Origin of the sequence: Pseudomonas sp. NPDC077451 (assembly GCF_044543345.1) — a bacterium.
Lineage (GTDB): Bacteria > Pseudomonadota > Gammaproteobacteria > Pseudomonadales > Pseudomonadaceae > Stutzerimonas.
In genome coordinates this window covers 497,232-516,154 of record NZ_JBITVX010000002.1, presented here as the reverse complement: position 1 = coordinate 516,154, position 18,923 = coordinate 497,232, and the positions used below count along the sequence as shown (strand labels likewise).

Genomic DNA, 18,923 nt, shown 5'->3' with positions numbered 1-18,923 from the left:
CCCGCCCGGTTTATCATGGCCCGGCCGCCGTTCGTTCCCGAACGGTCGGCCGTTTAACCTAAAACTATTGGCGCATGCCTCGGCCGCTCTTAAGCAAGTGAATGCACCACAGGTACATGCATACTGCCGCCACAGCCATGAAACTGATGGCGATCCCGATACGGATATCAGAGACGCCCAGGATGCCGTAACGGAACGCGTTGACCATGTGCAGGATGGGGTTGGCCAGCGACAGCGTCTGCCAGAACGGCGACAGCAGGTTGATCGAATAGAACACGCCGCCCAGATAGGTCAGCGGAGTCAGCACGAAGGTTGGAATGATCGAAATGTCATCGAAGTTGCGCGCGAACACCGCATTGATGAAGCCACCCAGCGCGAAGATCGTCGAGGTCAGCGTAATCACGAGAAGCGTGACGCCAAGATGATGGACCTGCAGGTCGGTGAAGAACATCGACAGCAGCGTCACGATGAACGCAACCGCTAGCCCGCGGGTAATACCGCCGAGGGCGAAGCCGATCAGAATCACGTGAGGTGACACCGGCGAAACCAGCAGCTCTTCGATGGATCGCTGGAACTTGCTGCTGAAGAAGCTGGAAACCACGTTGCTGTAAGAGTTGGTGATCACCGACATCATGATCAGCCCCGGCACGATGTACTCCATGTACGTGAAGCCATCCATCTCGCCGATCCGCGCGCCGATGAGATTTCCAAAGATGACGAAGTACAGGACCATGGTGATCGCCGGGGGTAACAAGGTCTGCGGCCAGATGCGTGTGTAGCGGCGTATTTCCCGATGGACGATGGTTTGAAGAGCAACCAGATTGGGCCGGAATTCTGCGTTCATTTGGCCCCCTGCGGCAGGTTGTTTTCGACCATCGAAACGAACAACTCTTCCAGACGATTGGTCTTGTTGCGCAAGCTCAGCACTTCGATGCCCTGCGCCGACAGCATGCGGAATAGATCGGTCACGCCCTGGCTCTTGTCCACCTGTACCTCCAGGGTGTGATGATCGACCAGCCGCGCCGGGTAATTGCCCAGCTCTGGCGGCACCAGCTGCGACTCTTTTAGATCGAGCAGGAAGGTCTCGACATGCAGCTGCTTGAGCAGCTCGCGCATGCTGGTGTTCCTGACAATACTGCCGCGGTCGATGATGCCGATGTTGCGGCACAGCTGCTCGGCCTCTTCCAGATAATGTGTGGTGAGGATGATGGTGATGCCTTCACGGTTCAGTTCGGTGAGGAACGACCACATCGAGCGGCGCAGCTCGATATCAACTCCCGCAGTCGGCTCGTCGAGAATCAGCAGCCGTGGCCGGTGGATTAGCGCGCGAGCAATCATCAGGCGCCGCTTCATGCCGCCAGACAGCATGCGAGAAGACACGTCGCGCTTGTCCCACAGGCCCAGCTGGTTGAGGTACTGCTCGGCGCGTTCCTTGGCGACTTTTGCCGGAATGCCGTAGTAACCGGCCTGGGTGACGAGAATGTCGAATGCCTTCTCGAACTGGTTGAAGTTGAATTCCTGTGGCACCACACCCAGGCAACGCTTGAGCCCGGACGGATCGCGGTCAAGGTCGTGACCGAACACGTTGACTGTGCCGCCGGTCTTGTTCACCAGCGTGGACAGGATGCCGATAGTGGTGGACTTGCCAGCCCCGTTGGGGCCCAGCAAGGCAAAAAAATCGCCTTCAGCCACGTCCAGGTCAATGCCCTTGAGGGCCTCGAAGCCGTTTCCGTAAACCTTGGTCAACTGCCGAATGGACAGAGCAGTAGTCATATAAGAATGCACACAACGCAGAGAGATTCAGAATAGATAAGGGCACACCGGGGTAATTGCAACGCCGAAACCAAAACGGCGGCTGGTAGCCAATGCGCACTGGCGAATAAACAGGGTCCCGCGGAGCGGTCACATTCGAACTCCCCTGTTGCAGTCCGGTCATTATCTGAAACCAAACGCGTCGTCCTGTCCCTTCACCCTGCACTCCTCGAAAGCCTATGCTCAAGAAGGACGCCATTCGACTGACAAGGAAGACCTCATGACCCTGCTCTGGCTGCTCGTGTTACTCATCGGCATCGCCGTGATTGCTCACTCACGGGTTTCCCCCGTCCCCGCGCTGGCTATCGTTGCGGCTTATCTGGTTCTTATGGGCGCGGCCGAAGAGACGCCGGCCTGGCTGATGGTCATCCTCTGGCTGGTGCTGATTGCCTTCGCGGTGCCTTTACTGGTGGCCGATCTGCGCATCAAGTATTTCAGCGGCCCTATGTTCGACTGGTTCAAAAAGGTCCTGCCGCCTATCTCTGACACCGAGCGTGATGCCATTGATGCTGGCACGGTCTGGTGGGACGGACAGTTGTTCAGCGGCAAACCGGATTGGGATGTCCTGCTCGCCTACCCAAAGGCTGTGCTTACCGAGGAGGAACAAGCCTTTGTTGATGGCCCGACGGAAACGCTATGCGCCATGGTCAGCGACTGGGAGATCGGTCAGCGCATGGATCTCCCTCAGGACGCATGGAATTACATCAAGGCAGAAGGCTTCTTTGCGCTCATCATTCCCAAGGAATACGGCGGTAAAGGCTTTTCAGCCTACGCCCACTCACAGATCGTCATGAAGCTGGCCACCCGCAGCGGCGACCTGGCGACCACCGTGATGGTGCCCAACTCTCTCGGTCCGGCCGAGCTGTTGATGCACTACGGCACCGACGAGCAGCGCAACCATTACCTGCCACGTCTGGCCAATGGCACGGACATACCCTGCTTCGCCCTGACCGGGCCCTACGCCGGCTCCGACGCCGGCGCGATGAACGACAGTGGCGTGATCTGTCGCGGTCAATGGGAAGGCGAAGAAGTACTCGGGCTGCGTCTGAACTGGGAGAAGCGCTACATAACCCTCGGCCCGGTCGCCACCCTGCTCGGTGTCGCCTTCAAGACCTACGACCCCGATCACCTGCTAGGGGACGAGGAAGAGCTGGGCATCAGCCTGGCGCTGATTCCGACCGATACCGCTGGCGTCGAAATCGGCCGCCGTCACCTGCCCCTTGGCGCCGCGTTCATGAACGGCCCGAACTGGGGCAAAGATGTGTTCGTGCCTCTGGAAGCGATCATTGGCGGGCGCGATATGATCGGCAAAGGCTGGATGATGCTGATGAACTGCCTCTCGGTCGGGCGTTCGATTTCACTACCGGCAACCGGTGCCAGTGCGGCCAAGACCTGCAGCTACGTCAGCGGGCGATACGCGCAGATCCGCGAGCAATTCAACGTACCGCTGTCGGCATTCGAAGGTATCCAGGAACCGCTTGCGCGAATCGGCGGCAACGCCTGGTTGATGGACAGCGCGCGGGTTCTGACCGCCAACGCGGTCGACCTGGGAGAAAAGCCGTCGGTGCTTTCGGCCATCCTCAAATATCACCTCACCGAGCGCGGCCGCGAGTGCATCACCGACGCCATGGATATTCACGGCGGCAAGGGCATCATCATGGGACCGAACAACTACCTCGGCCGCATGTGGTTGTCGGCGCCCATTTCGATCACGGTCGAAGGGGCGAACATTCTCTCGCGCAACCTGATGATCTTCGGCCAAGGCGCGATCCGCTGCCATCCATTCGTGCTTCGCGAAATGGAGCTGGTTCATGAGCCTGACCGCGATGCTGCCATCAAGAAGTTCGATACGCTGCTGATGCAGCATATCGGTTTCGCCGTCAGCAACACGGCTAGCACGCTGGTACTTGGCCTGACCTTCGGTCTGTTTGGGAAGGCGCCAGGCAACGAACTGACCCGACCGTATTTCAGGTCCCTGGATCGAATTGCAGCGGCATTCGCCATGCTCGCCGACCTGTCCATGATGTTGCTCGGCGGCGAGCTCAAGCGCCGTGAACGGCTCTCAGCGCGCCTGGGCGATGTCCTCAGCCACCTGTATCTGGCGTCGGCAGCGCTCAAGCGTTACCACGACCTTGGTCATCCGGCTGAGCAAGCGCCGCTGCTGCGCTGGGCAATGGAAGACTGCCTGTGCAAAGCCGAGCAAGCCCTCGCCGACACGCTGGCCAACTTCCCCAACCGCCTGCTTGGCGGCCTATTGAAGGTATTGGTGTTTCCCTTTGGCGCTCGCCACAAAGGGCCGTCAGATGAGCTGGATACCGAAGTCGCTGACATTCTCGGGCGTCCGGAAGGTGATCCCGCCTTGGAGCAAATCCTGGAAGGCGTCTACCGTCCACATGGCAGCGACGAAGCTTTGGGTGCGCTGCGAGACGCGTTCGACACCCTGGCGGCCGCCCAGCCACTGCAGAAGAAGCTGCACAAAGCGCTCAAGGCGGGCGATTTCAAGCCCACTGCAGGCGAGGATCCGATCAGCGCCGCGCTCGCGGCTGGCGTACTGGATGCCGCCGAAGCGCAGCAGCTCACCGCTGCAGAGGCGGCGCGCCGCAAGGTCATCAGCGTGGATGATTTCGACAAGGAGCCGTTGGAGCTAACCGAAGGCAAGGTTCGCTAGCAGCTGCTGGCGACTCGTTTACTACCAACCCGATGGTTCTGCCAAGCGTCGCGCGCAACACCCGGCGCTTGGCAAGCCACCTTTCCAACCGATGTCTTTCGCCCTGCAGGCAGCACCGTCAGCTAATGCCTGCTCCACGTGAGAGCGCCCCACCTTCTTCAAGGCACGTGACCCCGCCGCAGCAATCCGACCTGCGTACCGAACCCAGTCCTACGACTCGAGTCAACTAGACACGTCCCCAATTAACCCGCGCACCTCTATAATCGCGCGCCAAATCGACTCAGGTGAACCATGGCCAACCCTTATCACGATCACAACCTGGCGCTTCTGGCCCATCTGCGTGGCATCCTGCTTGCAATGGGTGAAACCGAACAGGTTTCGGAAGAAAGCCATGCGCTGTTTCTCGAGCGGTTCGACGAGCTGATCATGAACCTTCAGAACGTGCCGGAAGAACGGCACATGGGCCAAGACATGATCTGCCAGGTCTTTCACCGCTACCCGCAGATTGCACATCTGGTTCCGCGTGATCTGCTCTGGTACTTCGGCGGCGACTGCCTTCACTTCATGCCGGACGAAGAGATCGAAATCTTCCAGCGGCTGGAAGAGCGTCGCTATGAAGCGGAGCAGAACGACGAGCCGTTCGACTGGAATATGGAAAGACAACTCATGAGCATGCCGGAAGAGAGCCCACGGCACTGAATTGATAGCAGTCGTTCGGCGTCCCGTAAGACGGAGGTCTACTACTGCGGGGAAGGGGTAGCGCCCCCGTGGCACACCCTTCCCAGCTGCGGTTCAAAGGGCTCAACCCGAGTTGGTCAAAGCGGGTTGGCGGCCACGGCAGCCAAGTTCGGATCTGCACCGGATTCACCCCAGACGCTCTCCACATCGGCCACGGCGCCACTCCGCTCTGCTGTGGTAGTTTCGGTCTTGCCAGACGCCGCCAGTTACCGCTGCGCATCTAGCTTTCAAGTTTCGAAGTCGTGTGGCGGGTGATCGAAGCCGGCGTCAGCAGCATCCCGAATCGGCTGTACTCCGGCATAGCCGTACCATGCAGCAGCGTTGGTGACGCGGGGCTACCCCTGGGCAGTTCGCGAGCGCAGCATTCCGATTTACGAAATGGATCGACCCAGCCACGTTGGACGGCGTGACGCTTGTGAACAGCCTGTCGAATTGTTGTGCGTCCCCCGAAACGCCCCGCCCGGTGATGCGGGGGCATTGAGCGCGAGGATGATGCCGGGACAAAACGGAAACTTTGGGCCAAGCTTGCAGCTCAGCGTTTGTGTTTGGCTGACCAGAGCGTGACTCAGCACGGCCGGGGGTACCGGTTTCAGGCTGAACGAGAAGCCGACACGGGCGCTTCAAGGAAATTCCGCTTCGTTTTGAATCCTCGGCCAAAGATGCTGCCCAAGCTGCATAGGCCAATGCGTCGACAATCAGATACTCAAGTGATTCAGTCACTTATGGATATAACGGCACGCCGCCCGCGACATGGCAGCCTGCCTTCACGGATAAATTTGCTCAAGGTTGTTTTGTTATGACGTCGTTACTAGCCCCCATCAGCTCGCTGCTGGGTGGAGTTGCATTTCTCCTGCTCGGCCATGGATTGCTGAACACGCTGCTGACGCTGCGCGGCATCGAAGAAGGCTACTCCACTGGGTTGATCGGCCTGCTGATGTCCGGCTACTTCGCCGGGTTTCTCGTCGGCACTTGGCTGGCGCCTTCGCTTATTCGGCGCATCGGCCACATCCGGACCTTCGCCTTCTATGCCGCCCTCGCCTCGATCGCCGTGCTGCTTCACGTGCTGATCGTGAATCCATGGGTGTGGTTGGTGCTGCGCGTGATGTATGGCGTCGCCCTGGTCACGCTGTACATGGTTATCGAAAGCTGGCTCAACGCGCAGGTCAGTGGAGAAAAACGCGGTCAGGTGTTTGCGCTGTACATGGCCGTCAACCTTGGCTCGCTGGCCGCCGCTCAGCAATTGCTGAGCCTGGACAGCCCCATGAACTTCACGCTTTTTGCGCTGGCTGCAATCTTGATCTGCGCCGCGCTGATGCCGATTACCCTGACACGCCAGGCACAACCCGCGCAGCCCGACATGCCGGCTACCGACCTGTTGCAGTTGGCTCGAATCGCCCCGCTGCCGCTGATGGCCGCCGGGATCTCTGGCCTGACGCTTGGAGGATTCTGGGGGCTGGCGCCGGTCTACGCATCGCAGAGCGGTTTCGACGCCTCGGGCGTAGGTCTGCTGATGAGTATCACCATTCTCGGAGGTGCCGTTCTGCAGTGGCCCATCGGGCTGTTTTCCGACAAGCATGACCGTCGACTGGTCTTGCTCTGGGTTGTGGCAATCGCTGCGGTGATTGGCGGCCTGATTACCCCCTTGACCTCCGGCCCCCTACTGCTGGGGATGATGTTCGTCTGGGGGGGGCTGGCGTTTTCGATCTACTCGATCGCCGTGGCTCAGATGGTTGACCAGCTGCACCCGGACGAGATCCTGTCGGGCTCCAGCGGCCTGTTGCTGGCAAACGGTTTCGGCGCTGCCTTTGGCCCGGTGATAGCAGGCGGCCTGATGAGCTTTTTCGGACCCAAGGCGCTGCCGGTGTTCTTCGCGGTCACCCTGGCGTTTCTGGCCCTCTATTCCTACTTCCGCTCGCGCCGCGTATTCGATCTGGTAACCGAGCCGCACGGCCATTTCACACCGATGTTGCGCACCAGCCATACCGTGCTCGAGTTGATGCCCGATACGCCGGAGGGCGAAATCGCCGAGGCGGACATCCTCGACGAAGGCCAGCAGCCCGTCGACGAAGAAGAGGCCGTCGAACCTCGGACCGGCACGCATTCTTAGGCGGGCGATGCTGGGCTGATCCTGGCGTTCGCTACGTCGTTGAGCTCTTAGCGACTCGCGATTACAGGTTTGCAGAGCAAGCCCGAACCAGGCGAGTCGTGTCTGCCAGCGGTGCAATGCCGCTGGCAGGTCTCAGAAATCCACTTTGCCACGCCCAGCCTTGATTGCACCGCGCTTGGTCTTGCCTTCCAGGCGCCGCTTTTTCGAGCCCAGCGTGGGACGTGTCGGGCGACGCGCTTTTTCCACTTTCGTCACGCTACGGATGATCTCGGCCAGACGTTCCAAGGCATCGGCGCGATTCTGCTCCTGAGTCCGGTACTGCTGCGCCTTTATCACGATTACACCGTCACTGGTGATGCGACTGTCGCGCAGCGCCAGCAAGCGCTCCTTGTAGAACGGTGGCAATGACGACGCGTTGATATCAAAGCGCAAGTGCAGCGCACTGGACACCTTGTTGACGTTCTGCCCACCGGCACCCTGGGCGCGGATGGCAGTCAGTTCGATCTCGCTGTCGGCTAGCTGCACATTGCTGGATATGTCGAGCATCGGTCCTTCAACAATCGGGATGGAAAGGCCATTGTCCACAACAAGAGCGTTGCGGACATGTTTTTATATGATTTGGAGCCGCTACGGATCAGCCGGTTCGGCTACCGTAGCGCACTCGAAACAGATGGAACCCTGCATGGACTCAATAACCCAAGCCCTTCTCGGCGCCACGGTTCAGGCGTCGCTGTTGGGCCGTTGGCAAGGCCGCAAGGCCCTGCTCTATGGTGCAGTGCTCGGCACGCTGCCCGATCTTGATGTGGTCATCGATTATGGCGATGCAATCGCCGACATGACCTATCACCGAGGCTTCAGCCACTCACTCTTCGTTCTCAGCACGCTGGCCGTTGTGTTGGCCTGGCTGGCGCGACGAATACGACCTGATCCAGCTTACAGCGGCATGCGCCTGTTCCTCACGGTCTGGCTGGTGCTGGTGACGCATGTGTTGCTGGACGCCTTTACCAGTTATGGCACCCAGCTATTCTGGCCGCTGACCACACCGCCGGTGGCCTGGTCCAGCGTATTTATCATTGACCCTCTCTACAGCATCCCGTTGCTGCTGGCGGTGTTGGTCGGTGCCATTGCGGGGTTGAAGGGTCGCAGCCCCCGTTTGGCGGGTGTCGCGCTGGCGTTGTCGACGGTGTATCTCGGCTTCACCCTGGCAGGCAAGCAAATGGCCGAGCAGCGCGTCGAAACGGTGATGGCGGAGCAAGGCATTCAAGCGAGTCAGATATTCAGCACACCGACGCCGTTCAACAGCCTGCTATGGCGGGTCATCGTCATCGACGATGATCGCTACCATGAAGCGCTGGTGAGCTGGTTCGATGACCGGCCACCCGAACTGGTAGCCATTCCACGTGGCAAACAGCTTGCCGCGGTACTGAGCGAGTCGCCGCAGCATGCTCGTTTGCAATGGTTTACCGGCGGCGTGTTGCGCTACGACGAAGTTGCGGGCCAGCTGTTGGTGACCGACGTGCGCCTCGGCATGACCGGGTTCCACCCCTTCCGCTTCGCACTGGCCGAGCGAAACAGCGCTGAATGGAGGCTGATCCCTTTTGTCGACCGACTCCCAGCCGAACGCGGCGACATGAGCCGACTCAAGGAGATCTGGCAGCGCATCTGGCATCAACAGCCGGGGCTGCCCTTGGCTGAATGGGCCGCTGAACTCAATCGCCGCTAACCGCCGCGCGCCCTTTACGCCAATGCCCGATTCCATAGAGCAAGGCACCCAGCGCCATCAACAGCCCGGCACGCAACCAGGTGCCGGCGCCTTGCTGGGACAGCAACACCAGACAGGAGAGGATCGCCAGGACAGGCAGAAGGGTCGGCGTGCGAAAATGCGGCGCGTCGATCTTGTCCTTGCGCAACACCAGCACCGCGACATTGGTGCTCATGAATACGAACAACAGCAATAGCACTACCGTCTCCGCCAGGGCTGTCAGCGTACCGGTTACGGTCAGAATCATCGCTAACAATGTGGTCAGCACGATTGCCAGCCAAGGCGTGCGCCGTTCAGGCAGTACGCGGGTCAGAACAGTGGGCAGCAGCCCCGCGTCGGCCATACCGTAGGCCAATCGGCTGGACATGATCATGGTGAGCAGCGCGCCATTGGCGACCGCCACCAGCGCTACCGCCGCGAATAGCCCGTGCGGCACGGCATAACCGGTGGCACGCACCACGTCGAGCAAGGGCGCGGATGATTCCGCCAAGGCCGCTGGCGGAAGTATCGCCGTGGCTGCAACACCAACGCCCACGTAGATCAGCCCCGCCACCAACAAAGCGCCGAACAGCGCGCGCGGGTAGTTGCGGCGCACATCTTTGACCTCTTCGGCCACGTTGGCTGACACCTCGAAACCGACAAATGAATAGAACGCGATCAGCGCCGCGCCAAGCACGGCGATAGCAGGCGAGACGCCAGGCGCGAATTCCAATACCCGCGACGGGTCGCCCTGCCCGCTCATAAGGAAGCGTGCGGCCAGCACCACCACGAACAACAGGCCGGACACTTCGATCACTGTCATTACCGCGTTGGCGCCTAGCGACTCCTTGATGCCACGAGCGTTAAGCAGCGCAACGATCGCCAGAAACACCAGCGCAGTCGGCACCGCCGGGGTGTCGAGAAAGGCACCGAGGTAATCGCCAGCAAACGCCAGGGACAATCCCGCCGCGCTTGTCACACCAGCAGCCAACATGCAAAAGCCCACCAGAAAGGACACCAATGGCTTGCCAAATGCCCGCTCGGCAAATACCGCCGCGCCACCGGCCTTAGGATATTTAGTGACCAGCTCTGCGTAAGACGCCGCGGTGAGCATGGCGAAACCCAGCGCGACCAGCAGCGGCACCCAGACCGCCCCGCCCGCTTCACCAGCAATCTTGCCGACCAGCGCATACACGCCGGCACCCAGCACATCACCGAGGATGAACAAGAACAGCGCTGGGCCAGTGATCGCTTGCTTCAGCCGGGACTCGCCCGCAGCGAATACGTTGGTTTTCATCGTTGGGTAGCCTCGATTGCGAGGCAGAAACCGGCGAGCGACAAAGCGTTCAATCTTCTTCTCCCGAGCATGCAGCCGCAGCCGCGTCACCTTTCTAGATAGGTGGAGTCTCGCTGGAGTTCAGCGCCATAAACGACAAAGCCCCGGCATAAGCCGGGGCTTCGCTGCTGCAGAGAAAAACTCAGGTGCGGAAGCGCGCCACCAGCCCTTGCAGTTCGATGCCCAGGCGCGCCAGCTCAGCACTGGCCGCGGCGGTCTGCTCGCTGCCGCTGGCGCTTTGCTCACCAATGTCGCGAACACGGGTCACGCTCTCGGAGATGTTCTCAGCGACGGCGCTCTGCTGCTCAGCTGCCGCCGCGATCTGCTGGTTCATCTGCTCGATGGTCGAAACCGACTCGGTGATGCGACCCAGCGCGATGCCAGCTTCGCTGGCCAGGTCGACGGTGCGTTGGGTCAGGTTACGGCTGGTCTGCATTTGCTCAACGGCCTTTTGCGCCACGCGCTGCAGGTTGGCGATCAGGCCTTCGATTTCCTCGGTGGAGTCGTGCGTGCGGCGAGCCAGGGCGCGGACTTCATCAGCCACCACGGCGAAACCGCGGCCCTGTTCACCGGCGCGAGCGGCTTCGATCGCCGCGTTGAGAGCGAGCAGGTTGGTCTGTTCAGCCACCGCACGAATCACTTCCAACACGGTGCCGATACGACCGCTTTCGGTATTCAGCTCTTCGATGGCATGAGCCGAATGTTCGACCTCGCCAGACAAGCTGCCGATCTGCCCGATAGCCTCCTGAACGACGCGGTCGCCCTGGCGCGCCTGCTGGTCGGCCTCGCGGGCAGCATGCGAGGCCTGCTCCGCGTTTTGCGCGACTTCCTGAACGGTCGCTGCCATCTCGTGCATGGCGGTAGCAACCTGTTCAGTCTCGACCCGCTGCTTCTGGACGCCAGCACTGGTCTGCGCCGTCACCGAGGACAACTGCTCCGCGGCGGTAGCAATCTGACCGACGCCACCACCGATGCGGCCGATCAAGGTGCGCAGGCTCTCAGTCATGTCGGACATCGCTTTCTGCAGCTGGCCGAGTTCGTCGCGACGGGTCACTTTCTGCGACTGAGTCAGGTCACCGTCGGCCACGCGCTGCGCCAGCTGTACGGTGTAGCGCAGCGGTACGACGATCATGCGGGAGATCGCCGTCGCGGCCACCAGGCCTATAACCACGGCCAGAACGCTGATGATTCCGAGCCAGGTGTAGGCGCTGCGGCGCTGCTCCTGCATGGCCTCGGTGGCACCCGTCAATGCCTGATCGGCTGTATCCAGGATGCGCTGAGCCTGGCCCACCATCGCTTGCTCGAGCGCGATGCGCTCGGCGCGGTTGTTGCGGAACTCACCAAACGCCTGCTGATAGGCCGCTAGGGCGGTGAGCGCACCATCCATGGTGGCTTTCTGCTCGTCGTTGAGCCAGGTTTTCAGACTGCTGCCGATGGTGGTCACGTCCGCATAGGACTCGTTCCAGCTGTCCACCGCGGCTTGCGCGCTATGGGCGATGAACATGCTTTCGAAGGTACGCAGATCGAGGATGCGCTTGGTCAGCCCGGACGCCGCTTCAGCGATAGTCAGCGGATCGCTGCCCTTCAAGTGGTCACCTTCCAGACGCAATACGCGCACGGCGTCGTACATATCCAGCTCGATGTATTCAAACTCTTCACGGCTTTTTTGTGCGGCATCGGCCATACGCTCGCGAAGCGCCACACCTTTGCTGATCAGCTCACCGTATTGAGTGAAGTTATCGGCATAGACGGCCGCATCGCTGCGAATCTGCTGCAGCTTCTGCTGGTCTTCTTCAGACGAGCTTTGCGCAAGCTCATCCAGCTCTTGATTGAGCTTGGCCAGGGTGTTGCGCAAGGCCGCGGCGGATTCGTCACTGCGAGTCAGCGCAAAGTCGCGCTCCAGGCCACGGGCCTCAAGAATGGCAGCGTTGATCCGCAACAGCTGATTCATCTGATATGAGCGATTCAGGATCGAGTCCACGGCGTAAAAGCCGGTCCCGGCGACTCCCAAGGTCAGCAGCAGGACCATGGCGAAGCCAAGCAGCAGCTTCTTGCCGACGGAAAGGTTGGCGAAAAAATCGACGGACTGCATCAGAGAATCCCTAAAAAGTAAGCGCGCTTATGGAGTCGGCAGGTCGCGACTAAAGTTGAATACGAAAGCGGCGCAATTTAATCAGGAATTGACGTCAATTTGCCAGCACCACACCGAGCCGACTGGAACTGCTCGCTCACGGTCGTGCCCGATGCCTGGCTCAATGTTGCTGAAGGTGCCCGTAAAGCTTGGCGTAGAGCCCGCCGTCAGCGATCAGCTGCTGGTGATCACCCTGCTCCGCGATGCGTCCGCCATCGAAAACGAGCACCCGATCGGCCTGTTTCACCGCCGACAAACGGTGAGCGATGATCAGCGTCGTGCGCCCTTGCAGGAAACGGTTGAGTCCCTGATGCAAGGCATACTCGGTGGCCGCATCCAGAGCCGACGTAGCTTCATCAAGGATGACCACTTTGGGCTCAGCCAGCACCATGCGCGCCACCGCCAGTCGTTGTCGTTGTCCTCCTGAGAGGCGAACACCGGAACGACCAACGATGCTGTCCAGTCCGGCTGGCAGCTGCCGGATCGTGTCGGCCAATTGAGCTATTTCCAGCGCACGCCAGCATGCCTGATCGTCCCGCTCGCGCCCCATCAGCAGATTGGCGCGCACCGTGTCGTTGAACAGGGCCGGATGCTGCAGCACTACGGCGACGTTGTCGCGAACCGTTGGCAGCCCGATATCCTGCACCTCGACCCCTGCATAGCGAATATGTCCGGCCTGCGGCTGATAGAGTCCCAGCAGCAACTGCACCAGGGTGCTCTTGCCGCCGCCGCTGGCACCGACGATGGCCACCTTCTCACCCGCCGCGATGGACAAATCCAGCCCTTCCAGCACCGGCTCATCCTGATAGGAGAAGCGCAGCCCCTGGACTTCGATGTCGACGGTATCGCGGCCAGCGAACGGATCCTGACCACCGGGATATTGCGGCTCGTCGGCACGCGCCAGCAGCTGGTTGATGCGGCTTAGCGCACCGCCCGCCGCGTAGAAGGCGTACTGCAGATTGAGCAGCTGCTCCACCGGGCCAATCATGAACCACAGGTAGCTGAACACCGCGAGCATCTGTCCGATAGACAGGTCCGAAAACAGCACCGTGAGCATGGCCGCGGCACGGAAGATGTCGATACCGAACTGGAACAACAGGCCACTGGCGCGGTTGGAGGCGTCTGTCTTCCACTGCGAGGCCACCGCGAAATCGCGCACTTCCCGCGCCCGCAGGCCGAGGCGTCCGAGAAAGAAACCCTGGCGGTTACCGGCGCGCACTTCCTGAATCGCATCTAGCGTTTCGGTGAGCGCCTGGGTGAATAACGACGTGCTGTCGTTCTCCAGCTTCTTCAGGTGTTTGACGCGCTTGCCCAGCTGCACCGTGGCGTAGATCACCAGAGGATTGAACAGCAGGATCAGAAGCGCCAGCTGCCAATGCATCCACAGCAGGATCGCCGCCGTACCGGCAATGGACAACACGGCGACCAACAACCGGCTGAGGGTCTCGCCGATGAATTTATCGATAGTCTCAAGATCAGTGACCAGATGTGCCGCAACGGTCCCGCCACCCAGGCTTTCGTACTCGCTCAGCGCAATACGCTTGAGCCGCTCGATCAGCCGTACTCGGATGCGATAGACCAAATCCTTCGATAATCGGGCAAACAGACGCGCCTGCAGAACGTTGAAAATCAGAGCCGATGCGCGCAAGAAAAGCGTTATGCAAAGCATCAGGCCGATATAGCCGACGGCGGTCTGCCACTCCACCGGAAGAAAGTTGTTCATGACCTCAAGCGCTGCGTCGCCCTGCTGCAACAGCACCTCGTCGACCAGCAACGGCAACAACAAGGGAATCGGCACGCTGCACAGCGTCGCCAGCACCGCGACCAGATTGGCCAGCACCAATGCTTTGCGATGGTGAAGTGCGAGGCGGCGGATTTCGGCCCAGCTGAGCTGATCAGGCATCGATATTGTGGTCCAGCCAGCGTGCCAGCAGCGGTGATAGGGCTTCGAGCGGTTGGAATCCGTTCGTCACTAATGCCAGCTGGCCGTCGTGTTCGGCCAGCAAGGTAGGAAATCCCGCGATGCCAAGATTGCGCGACCACTCGAAGTCCGCAACGGTGGCATCGCGTGCGGCCTGGGAATCGAAGTGGTCGGCAAATTCGATACGCGGAATACCAGCGGTCTCGGCCAGCTCGACAAGTTCCGGCGGCAGCGTGACGTTGCGCCCCTCGACGTAGAAGGCCTGCTGGATCAGCCCAGCGAGTCGCCACGCGGCTTGGCTGTCGAGATCACGTGCAGCAACCAGCGCACGGCAAGCCGGCTCGGTATCGTAGACCAGGCCGTCGGGCAAGCCCGCCTCGAAGTTGAAAGGCTGGCCGCTCGCCTCATGTACTGCGTGCCAGTAGGAGGCAGTGCGGTCACGAGCGGCCTGATCCATCGCAGTACGCTCCTGGCGCAATCCACCAGCCACTAGCTCCGAACCCACCCCGCGCGCCTGGGCCTGTTCGATCAGTGCCTGCACGACCGGCGCGAAGCCCCAGCACCATGAGCACATCGGGTCCATCACATAGATCAGTCGGCTGCTCATCGGCGCTCCGGTTCTATCAGGGTAAAGCGCGTGTAGCGCGCTTCATGGCTGTACTCGGTTACACACCCGCCTTGCGATAGTTGTAGCCAATGGGGTGTGGCTGGTTGCGCTCGAGCGCCAGTTCGATCTGCTTCTGCCGCTCACGCGCACTATGACGCGTCTTCTCGCTGAGGTTATCCCAGCAGTGGGGGCAGCTGATGCCTGGAGCGTAGTGCTCCGATTGGCGGTCCTCCAGCGAGATCGGTGTACGACAGGCGTGGCATTGGTCGAAGTCGCCCTCGGTGAGGTCGTGACGGACGGTCACCCGGTTGTCGAACACGAAGCAGTCGCCGCGCCAGCGCGTTTCTTCTTGCGGCACTTCTTCGAGGTATTTCAGGATGCCGCCCTTGAGGTGATAAACCTCCTCGAAGCCCTCGCCGAGCATGTAGCTGGAAGCCTTCTCGCAGCGGATACCACCGGTGCAGAACATCGCGACTTTCTTGTGTTTGGCCGGATCGTAGTGCGCCTTGATGTAATCGGGAAACTCGCGAAAGGATTTGGTTTGCGGGTCGATTGCGCCTTCAAAGGTACCGATGGCCACTTCGTAGTCGTTGCGGGTATCGATCAACAGCACTTCCGGATCTTCGATCAGGGCATTCCAGTCCTTTGGATCGACATAGGTGCCGACGCGCTGGTTGGGATCGACGCCGGGCACACCCAGGGTGACGATTTCCTTCTTCAGCTTGACCTTGGTGCGGTAGAAGGGCTGCTCGTCGCAGTAGGATTCCTTGTGATCGATATCGACCAGGCGTGCATCAGTCCCGAACCAGGCGAGCAAGGCATCGATCCCCTCACGGCTACCGGACACGGTGCCGTTAATGCCTTCTTCGGCCAGCAAAAGCGTGCCTTTAATGCCGTTGGCATCGAGGGTTTCGAGCAGGGGTTCACGCAACGCGACGTAGTCCGGCAGAGAGACGAACTTGTACAGCGCCGCAACGACGATCTTCTGGGTCATGCGGGATACTTCCTCCAGTGGTCACCCAACAGGCCGTTGAAAAACTACCTGCGTGGGCAATCCTGCGTTGAAACGACCCTCGGAATGCTCATTTACAAGCGTAAACTCCGCTTCCTCGTGCCGTTTCGCCTTGTCTTGCCTGCCTCGCCTACGTTTTTCAACGGCCTGTCCAAGGGCGGACCGGGAATACGAAAACGACAACGCCGGCGTGAGCCGGCGCGGTGCGCATTCTAGCAACAAATCTTGATCAGGCCTAAAGCCGCCAGGCAGCTTGTTATTTGTGCCCCCCAGCACAGACCGGCGACGCAGGCGCGACGCCCTGCTCGGCCCACTCTTCCGGGGTATAGGTGTGCAGCGCCAGGGCGTGAATCTGTTGCATGAGATCGCCCATTGCAGCGTAGGCGCGCTGGTGGCGTTTGACCGCAGTCAGGCCGGCGAACTGCTCGCTGACGATCACCGCCTTGTAATGGGTTTCCTGGCCGCGGCTGTGCATGTGGCTTTCGTCCAGCACTTGCAGATGCTGAGGTTGCAGTGCGCTTTGCAGCGTCTGTTCGATGGATTCAAGTTTGGACATCCGGGCGGCTCCGTCTAGGGCTTTTTCTGAGTATCGAGTTCGGCAGTCATCTCTGCCAGCAGCTTGTTGACCTGGGGCACGGCGCTTTGCAGCTTGGCCTGGGTAACCTGCGCCGAACGCGCATTCAGCTCCGGCAGTTTGGTCAGCATCTTCTTGCCAAGCGCCGACTCGTAGAAGTCGTTCAACTGGCTGAGTTCCTGCTCGGTGAAGGTTTCGGTGTAAAGCTTGATCAGGTCCGGCTTGACCTGCTCCCAGCCGATGGCCTTGTCCAGCGCGGCATCGGCCTTCGATTGGTAGCGCTCGAGCAGTGCACGCTTGCTCGCAGGCGCTTGGGTCTGCTCGAAGCGCTCGGCGAACATCTGCTGCACCTGGGCATACACCGGCACAGCGAGCCGATCAGCGTTGACCAGCTCCAGGAAGCGCTCGGCCTGGGCCTTATGACCCGAGCTGTCAGCGCTGGCCTGGCCACTGAGCAGCGCCATCGACAGAACGCTACAAAGGCCGAATGTACGAAGAATGTGCATGAGATGATCCTTGGCGATCGTTAAGTGAGCCTCAATGGACACATTCTGCGCGCGGAGTTCCCGGCGCTCAAGGAACAGCTGCAGGCCAGATTGAACCTGTGCCCACAGCCAGCAACCTAACAGAGATACCTCATCGATGGAGCACGGCATGACACGCACCGAAACCGACAGCCTGGGTCCAGTGGAAGTCCCGGAACAGGCTTACTGGGGCGCCCAGACACAGCGCTCGCTGATCAATTTCGCCATCGGCGACCAGCGCATGCCCCTTGCCGTCTGCCATGCGCTGGCGCTGATCAAGAAAGCCGCGGCGCGGGTCAACGACCGCATAGGCGATCTACCGCCGGACATCGCACGTCTGATCGAACAGGCCGCCGACGAAATACTCCACGGCCAGCACGACGATCAGTTTCCTCTGGTGGTCTGGCAGACGGGCAGCGGCACCCAGAGCAACATGAACGTCAACGAGGTTATTGCCGGGCGCGCCAATGAACTGGCCGGCGGGGCACGTGGCGGCAAGAGCCCGGTGCACCCCAACGACCACGTCAACCGCGCGCAGAGCTCCAACGATTGCTTCCCCACCGCCATGCACATCGCCGTTGCGCGAGCAATCCAAGACGATCTGTTGCCTGCCATCGCCGAGCTGTCTGGCGGCATCGCTGAACAGGCGGCACGCTATGGTCAGCTTGTCAAAACCGGGCGCACCCACATGATGGATGCAACTCCCGTGACCTTCGGCCAGGAGTTGTCGGCCTTCGTGGCCCAGCTGGATATCGCCGAACAGGCAATTCGACATTCCCTGCCCGCCGTTTACGAACTGGCTCAGGGCGGCACCGCAGTGGGCACTGGTCTCAACGCCCCGCATGGCTTCGCCGAAGCGATTGCTGCTGAACTGGCGGCCCTCTCCGGTCTTCCGTTCGTGTCTGCGCCGAACAAGTTTGCCGCCCTTTCCGGCCATGAGCCGCTGGTCGCACTCTCCGGCGCCCTGAAAACACTGGCCACGGCGCTGATGAAAATCGCCAACGACCTGCGCCTGCTCGGCTCGGGCCCGCGCGGGGGTTTCGCCGAAGTGCGTTTGCCAGCCAATGAGCCGGGCAGCTCGATCATGCCAGGCAAGGTCAATCCGACGCAGTGCGAGGCGTTGTCCATGCTTGCCTGCCAGGTGATGGGGAACGACGTGACGGTCGGCTTCGCCGCGAGCCAGGGCCATCTACAGCTCAATGTGTTCAAGCCGGTGATCGTGCACAACATGCTCGAATCGATCCGCCTGCTGGCCGATGGTTGCCGCAACTTCAACACCCACTGCATCGTCGGCCTCGAACCGGACGCGGCACGCATGGCCGAGCATCTGGAGCGTGGGCTGATGTTGGTGACAGCACTGAACCCGCACATCGGTTACGACAAGGCGGCCGAGATCGCCAAGAAGGCCTATGCCGAAGGCACCACCCTGCGCGAAGCTGCACTGGCGCTGGGCTATCTGACTGATGAGGAGTTCGATCAGTGGGTGCGACCGGAAACCATGCTGGAGTCCAGCCGCAGCTGAGCTGAGGTAGCAACCTAGCCGCGGGGTGGTGGGCTGAAGCCCACCCTACTGGCCTCAGTGGCCAGACTGTGGCAATAAAAAACCCGCGCCAAGCGCGGGTTTTTATCTATCTACCTGACTGCTTCCGCCATATATACGGTGGGCTGAAGCCCACCCTACAGGCCAGGTTACGTCGTAGGGTGGGCTTCAGCCCACCGGAAACTTCATAGCAGACCAATCCGTTCACCTGC

The 18,923-nt window shown here is 60.7% G+C and carries 15 protein-coding genes; 5 read left to right on the top strand and 10 right to left on the bottom strand.

Annotated features, from left to right (window positions below):
• Positions 1 to 64 precede the first annotated feature (64 nt).
• Positions 65 to 844, bottom strand: a complete 780-nt coding sequence (locus ACIGHL_RS06145; RefSeq protein WP_128120591.1) for an ABC transporter permease — start codon at positions 842 to 844, stop codon at positions 65 to 67.
• Entirely contained in the window at positions 841 to 1,773 is a 933-nt protein-coding gene (locus ACIGHL_RS06140) for an ABC transporter ATP-binding protein (protein ID WP_128120590.1), read from the bottom strand. Before ACIGHL_RS06140 ends, ACIGHL_RS06145 begins: the two co-directional genes overlap by 4 nt.
• Before the next feature lie 259 nt (positions 1,774 to 2,032).
• On the opposite strand from ACIGHL_RS06140, the gene ACIGHL_RS06135 reads away from it, so the two are divergent.
• The 3 genes from ACIGHL_RS06135 to ACIGHL_RS06125 all read left to right on the top strand — a co-directional run bounded on the left by ACIGHL_RS06135 (position 2,033) and on the right by ACIGHL_RS06125 (position 7,325).
• Positions 2,033 to 4,480: an acyl-CoA dehydrogenase gene (locus ACIGHL_RS06135; protein ID WP_128120589.1), complete on the top strand. Its 2,448-nt coding sequence runs from the start codon at positions 2,033 to 2,035 to the stop codon at positions 4,478 to 4,480.
• A gap of 291 nt (positions 4,481 to 4,771) precedes the next feature.
• Positions 4,772 to 5,179 carry a PA2817 family protein gene (locus ACIGHL_RS06130; RefSeq protein ID WP_046163746.1) on the top strand — a complete coding sequence of 136 codons (408 nt, stop codon included), beginning with the start codon at positions 4,772 to 4,774 and terminating at the stop codon, positions 5,177 to 5,179.
• 835 nt (positions 5,180 to 6,014) lie between these two features.
• Positions 6,015 to 7,325 carry an MFS transporter gene (locus tag ACIGHL_RS06125; protein ID WP_046163747.1) on the top strand — a complete coding sequence of 437 codons (1,311 nt, stop codon included), beginning with the start codon at positions 6,015 to 6,017 and terminating at the stop codon, positions 7,323 to 7,325.
• A gap of 132 nt (positions 7,326 to 7,457) precedes the next feature.
• Here ACIGHL_RS06125 and arfB read toward each other — a convergent pair whose 3' ends face one another.
• Complete coding sequence (gene arfB, locus ACIGHL_RS06120) at positions 7,458 to 7,871, bottom strand: alternative ribosome rescue aminoacyl-tRNA hydrolase ArfB (protein ID WP_045428199.1); 414 nt, start codon at positions 7,869 to 7,871, stop codon at positions 7,458 to 7,460.
• Positions 7,872 to 8,007: 136 nt separating this feature from the next.
• Between arfB and ACIGHL_RS06115 the strand changes: the two genes are divergently transcribed.
• Positions 8,008 to 9,048 (top strand): metal-dependent hydrolase, encoded by a 1,041-nt coding sequence (locus tag ACIGHL_RS06115; protein ID WP_128120588.1) that lies wholly within the window; start codon positions 8,008 to 8,010, stop codon positions 9,046 to 9,048.
• Here ACIGHL_RS06115 and ACIGHL_RS06110 read toward each other — a convergent pair.
• From ACIGHL_RS06110 to ACIGHL_RS06080, 7 genes are all read right to left on the bottom strand, one after another.
• Positions 9,035 to 10,363 carry an APC family permease gene (locus ACIGHL_RS06110; RefSeq protein WP_128120587.1) on the bottom strand — a complete coding sequence of 443 codons (1,329 nt, stop codon included), beginning with the start codon at positions 10,361 to 10,363 and terminating at the stop codon, positions 9,035 to 9,037. The genes ACIGHL_RS06115 and ACIGHL_RS06110 overlap by 14 nt on opposite strands.
• Positions 10,364 to 10,544: 181 nt before the next feature.
• Complete coding sequence (locus ACIGHL_RS06105) at positions 10,545 to 12,494, bottom strand: methyl-accepting chemotaxis protein (RefSeq protein WP_128120586.1); 1,950 nt, start codon at positions 12,492 to 12,494, stop codon at positions 10,545 to 10,547.
• A 160-nt stretch (positions 12,495 to 12,654) separates the two neighbouring features.
• Positions 12,655 to 14,436, bottom strand: coding sequence for an ABC transporter ATP-binding protein (locus tag ACIGHL_RS06100; protein WP_128120585.1), 1,782 nt, complete (start codon positions 14,434 to 14,436; stop codon positions 12,655 to 12,657).
• A complete protein-coding gene (locus ACIGHL_RS06095) occupies positions 14,429 to 15,061 on the bottom strand; it encodes a DsbA family protein (RefSeq protein WP_128120584.1) in 633 nt (210 codons plus the stop codon). The genes ACIGHL_RS06100 and ACIGHL_RS06095 overlap by 8 nt, the downstream gene beginning before the upstream one ends.
• A gap of 58 nt (positions 15,062 to 15,119) precedes the next feature.
• Positions 15,120 to 16,055, bottom strand: a complete 936-nt coding sequence (gene trhO, locus ACIGHL_RS06090; RefSeq protein ID WP_128120583.1) for an oxygen-dependent tRNA uridine(34) hydroxylase TrhO — start codon at positions 16,053 to 16,055, stop codon at positions 15,120 to 15,122.
• A 274-nt stretch (positions 16,056 to 16,329) separates the two neighbouring features.
• On the bottom strand, positions 16,330 to 16,629 hold the full coding sequence (locus ACIGHL_RS06085; protein WP_128120581.1) for a BolA family protein: 300 nt from the start codon (positions 16,627 to 16,629) through the stop codon (positions 16,330 to 16,332).
• Positions 16,630 to 16,643: 14 nt separating this feature from the next.
• Entirely contained in the window at positions 16,644 to 17,153 is a 510-nt protein-coding gene (locus ACIGHL_RS06080; RefSeq protein WP_128120580.1) for a DUF2059 domain-containing protein, read from the bottom strand.
• A gap of 148 nt (positions 17,154 to 17,301) precedes the next feature.
• Between ACIGHL_RS06080 and ACIGHL_RS06075 the strand changes: the two genes are divergently transcribed.
• Positions 17,302 to 18,693 (top strand): class II fumarate hydratase, encoded by a 1,392-nt coding sequence (locus tag ACIGHL_RS06075; RefSeq protein WP_045428225.1) that lies wholly within the window; start codon positions 17,302 to 17,304, stop codon positions 18,691 to 18,693.
• Positions 18,694 to 18,923 lie beyond the last annotated feature (230 nt).